The sequence below is a fragment of the Streptomyces sp. NPDC054796 genome (assembly GCF_053611545.1).
Genome location: NZ_JBSHAO010000130.1, coordinates 1 through 3,622 on the forward strand (window position 1 = coordinate 1; position 3,622 = coordinate 3,622).

Here is a 3,622-nt window from a genome sequence, read left to right on the forward strand (position 1 = left end):
ATCGCCCAGGAATTCGGCATCTCCCAGATGCACGTCTCCCGCCTCATCACCGGCGCCTGCCGCCGCATACGCGAAGAGATCGAGAACACACCGGAGGAGGAGGGCGAGGAGGGCACCGTGGCCGCGTAAGAAATCGGCCCGCAGTGGTGTGAACCCGCGCCACGGGGTTACCCGCCTCCTACCGGTAGCGCAGGTACGGCGCCCGGGACGAAGCCCCTCCGACGCTTCGTCCCGGGCGCCGTTGTGCGGCCGGTCCGTACGGCCGACGTGTGTACGTACTGCCGAAGCGGAGGGGCGGGGCCCCGGGTCAGGCCGGCACCGTCGACGCGGATGTGGGCGCGGGCGTGTGCGTGTGCGTGGGGGTGAGCTGGGCCTGGCCGAACAGCAGCGCGTACCCGCCGGGCAGTTGCGCGAGGATCCGCGCGAGAAGGCCGGGGTCCACCAGCCTGGCGACGGCGCACAGGACGGAGCCCGTGTCCCAGCGCGCGGGACCCACGGAGGTGCCGGTGCGGGAGGCGATGTCCTGGACGAATCCGAATCCGGTGAGCCGCTGTGTCGCGGGGATCTGCGCGGCGAACTCCATCGCCGCGGGCCCTGGCAGCAGGGAGGCGAGTTCCACCCGCTCCTCGCCGGTCACCTGGCGGCCGAGCGCCGCCAGTACGGTACGCGTGATCCGCTCGGCCTTCTCGCTCGTGGGGTACAGGCCCTCTTGTCTGACCTCTTCGACCAGCTCGTCGAACGTCATGCCGCTCCCCCCTCGTACAGAGGAGCCCCGGCCGGTTCACGGAACGCGCGGGCGCGCATGAGCATCACAGGTCTCTCCCTTTCGTCTACGCACTGCGTGCGATGCCCTACGCCTTCTTATATAGCGTGCCACCCATAAACTTGACAACTAAGGACTCAAGGGAGCCTCTCCGCGCCGTGCCGCCCGGTGGGCCCTGCGTGACAGGGCCCACCGGGTGACGGGTGCGGCACCGGTGACGCCGCGTCAGCCCGGCTGGCTGCTGTCCTTCAGCGAGCCCCAGCCGTGCCAGCGGTCGATCTCGATCCAGGCGCTGGTGCGGGTGCGGTCGCGCTGGGGGTACTGCTCACCGAGGTAGTGGCGGGCCAGCCGGTCGATGTCCGTCAGACCCTCGTCAGCGCGCAGTTCCACGACGCGGCCGATGATGCTGATGTGCGTGTACCAGTTGCTCTCGTCCAGCACGGTGAGCGTGACCCGGGGGTCGTTGCGTACGTGCTCCAGCCGCTTGCGGCCGTCGTCCATGTTGACCAGGACCCGGCCGTCGTCCCAGAGGTACCAGGTGGCCGTGGACACCGGCTGGCCGTCCGACCGCAGCGTCGTGATGACGGACGGGTTGGCCTTCTCCAACATGGCGACTGCCGCTTCCGGAAGCGGTGGCTTCGACATACGGGGCACTCCTCAAGGCGTCGCTTGCGCTCGTTCGTCCACCCTGCGCCCTCGGCCGTGACCAGGACCAAGCCCGGGGGCGGGCGGGACCAGGGTGAGGCCCCCAGCCTGGCACACCCACCCCCGCGAACACGGGAGCCCTCACCGGGCACGACGGTGTGCGCGCCGCCGCTCCCCGCGGCCGTGCCCCCTCGGCCGGGTGAACGTGGGGCGCGACCTGCGGAGCGCGCGTCGGAGGCGGGCAGTGCTTCAGCGGAACGTCCGCGAGAAGAGAGGGACCGCAGACCATGGCCCGACGCGCACTGCTCATCATCGACGTGCAGAAGGACTTCTGCGAAGGAGGCAGCGTCCCGGTCAGGGGAGGCGCGGACAGGGCGAGCGCCATCGCCGGGCTGGTGGCGGAGACCGGGGGCGACTACGCACATGTGGTGGCCACCCGAGACCACCACATCGACCCCGGCGACCACTTCTCCCCGCACCCCGACTTCCACGACTCCTTCCCCGCGCACTGCGTCGCCGGTACGGAAGGGGCCGCCTTCCACCCGCACTTCGCCGCCACGGCGGAGTCCGCCGCCGTGGACGAGGTCTTCTTCAAGGGCGCCCACTCCGCGTCCAAGAGCGGCTTCGAGGGTGCCACCGAAGACGGTGCCGCCCTCGCCGACTGGCTCCGCGAGCGCGGTGTCGAGGGCGTCGACGTCGTCGGCATCGCGACCGACCACTGTGTGCGGGCCACCGCGCTCGACGCCGTGCGAGAGGGGTTCGCGGCGCGCGTCCTGCTCGACTACACGGCGGGGGTTGCTCCCGACACCACCGAGCGGGCGCTCGACGACCTGCGCACGGCGGGTGTCGAGCTGACGGGGCGGCCCGTGGTCCACGCCTGATCCGGCGTCAGCCGGCCGTCAGAGCCGGCCCTGCGCCCGTCACACGTCGCCTGTCACACGTCACACGTCGCCCGTCAGGGGAAGGTCAGGACGGGCTTGATGACCTCGCCGGAGATGGCGGCCCGCGCCGCGGACTCGATCTCGGCGAACGGGAAGGTGGTGACGAGCCGGTCCACCGGCAGATCCCCCTGCCGGTGGAGCCTGATCAGGCGGGGGATGAACTCCGTCGGCACCGCGTCGCCCTCAAGGGCACCGTGGAGGGAGATGCCCTTGCCCATCAGCGTCATGATGTCGAGGGAGAGCTTCGCGCCCATGCCGACCAGCGCGAGCGCGCCGCGACGGCGCAGGCCCGCGACGGCCTGGCCGATGACATCGGGCCTGCCCGTGGTGTCGAGGGCGTGGTGGGCACCGCCGCCGGTGAGATCGCGGATGGCGGCCACCGTGTCCTCCGCTCCCGAGGGTGCGATCGCCGCCTTGGCCCCCAGCTCCTCGGCCAGCGCGCGCCGGGCGGTGACGGGTTCGACGACCACGACCTGGCACCCGGAGGCGACCGCGGCCATGAGCGCGCTCAGACCCACGGCTCCGGCGCCGAAGATGGCGAGGTGCGAGTCCGCGGTCGGGCACAGGACGTTGAGGACGGTGCCCACTCCGGTCTGCACACCGCAACCCAGCGGTGCGGCGAGGACGGGTGGCAGACCGGCGGGGAGGCGGACGGTGTTGGACTCGTGGGCGAGCGCGTGGGTGGCGAAGCTGGACTGGCCGAAGTAGCCCCCGAAGACCGGGGTTCCTTCGCGGGAGAGCGGAGTGGTGCCGTCGCCTCTGCTCCCGCTGGAGTTGAGGGCCGTGCCGCGCAGGCAGTACGCGGGGTGGTCCTCGGCGCACATCTCGCAGGTGCCGCAGCTGCGGAAGCTGAGACACACCGCGTCGCCGGGAGCCACGGAGGTCACCTCTCTCCCGACCTCCTCCACCACTCCGGCGCCCTCGTGCCCGAAGACCATGGGCATGCGCTGTCGCGGCCAGACGCCGCGGGTGCTGAGGTCGGTGTGGCAGATGCCGGTGGCGGTCATTCTGACCAGGATCTCGTCGGCCCGGGGCGGCGCGAGGTCGACGTCCCGCACCGTGAAGGGCCCGCCAGGGGACTCGACCAATGCTGCCTGAATACGCATGACGGTTCCTCGCGTTATCGGCCGTGCGCTGACACCGGTGCTGTGAGAGGTGCTGCCGTGGGACGGGACGTACGGGGGGTGCCTCTATGTCCTTCGTCAAGCCTGAGCTGGTCATGCGGCGGTTGTTTCAGGGAGGCGGGGTTCGTAGAAGGTGCCGTCGCGGAGCA

5 protein-coding genes are annotated in these 3,622 nt (G+C 71.2%); 2 read left to right on the forward strand and 3 right to left on the reverse strand.

Annotated features, from left to right (window positions below):
* A complete protein-coding gene (locus ACWGJ2_RS40015; protein WP_453351343.1) occupies positions 1-129 on the forward strand; it encodes a hypothetical protein in 129 nt (42 codons plus the stop codon).
* A gap of 178 nt (positions 130-307) precedes the next feature.
* On the opposite strand, the gene ACWGJ2_RS40020 is transcribed toward ACWGJ2_RS40015, so the two are convergent.
* Together ACWGJ2_RS40020 and ACWGJ2_RS40025 are read right to left on the reverse strand one after the other, a co-directional pair.
* Positions 308-745 (reverse strand): DUF2267 domain-containing protein, encoded by a 438-nt coding sequence (locus tag ACWGJ2_RS40020; protein ID WP_453351339.1) that lies wholly within the window; start codon positions 743-745, stop codon positions 308-310.
* Positions 746-988: 243 nt separating this feature from the next.
* Entirely contained in the window at positions 989-1,408 is a 420-nt protein-coding gene (locus ACWGJ2_RS40025) for a PPOX class F420-dependent oxidoreductase (protein ID WP_453351340.1), read from the reverse strand.
* Positions 1,409-1,695: 287 nt separating this feature from the next.
* Here ACWGJ2_RS40025 and ACWGJ2_RS40030 point away from each other — a divergent pair, with 287 nt between their 5' ends.
* Entirely contained in the window at positions 1,696-2,289 is a 594-nt protein-coding gene (locus ACWGJ2_RS40030; RefSeq protein ID WP_453351341.1) for an isochorismatase family protein, read from the forward strand.
* Between the two features lie 74 nt (positions 2,290-2,363).
* Here ACWGJ2_RS40030 and ACWGJ2_RS40035 read toward each other — a convergent pair whose 3' ends face one another.
* Positions 2,364-3,455 (reverse strand): NAD(P)-dependent alcohol dehydrogenase, encoded by a 1,092-nt coding sequence (locus tag ACWGJ2_RS40035; protein ID WP_453351342.1) that lies wholly within the window; start codon positions 3,453-3,455, stop codon positions 2,364-2,366.
* Between the last annotated feature and the right edge of the window lie 167 nt (positions 3,456-3,622).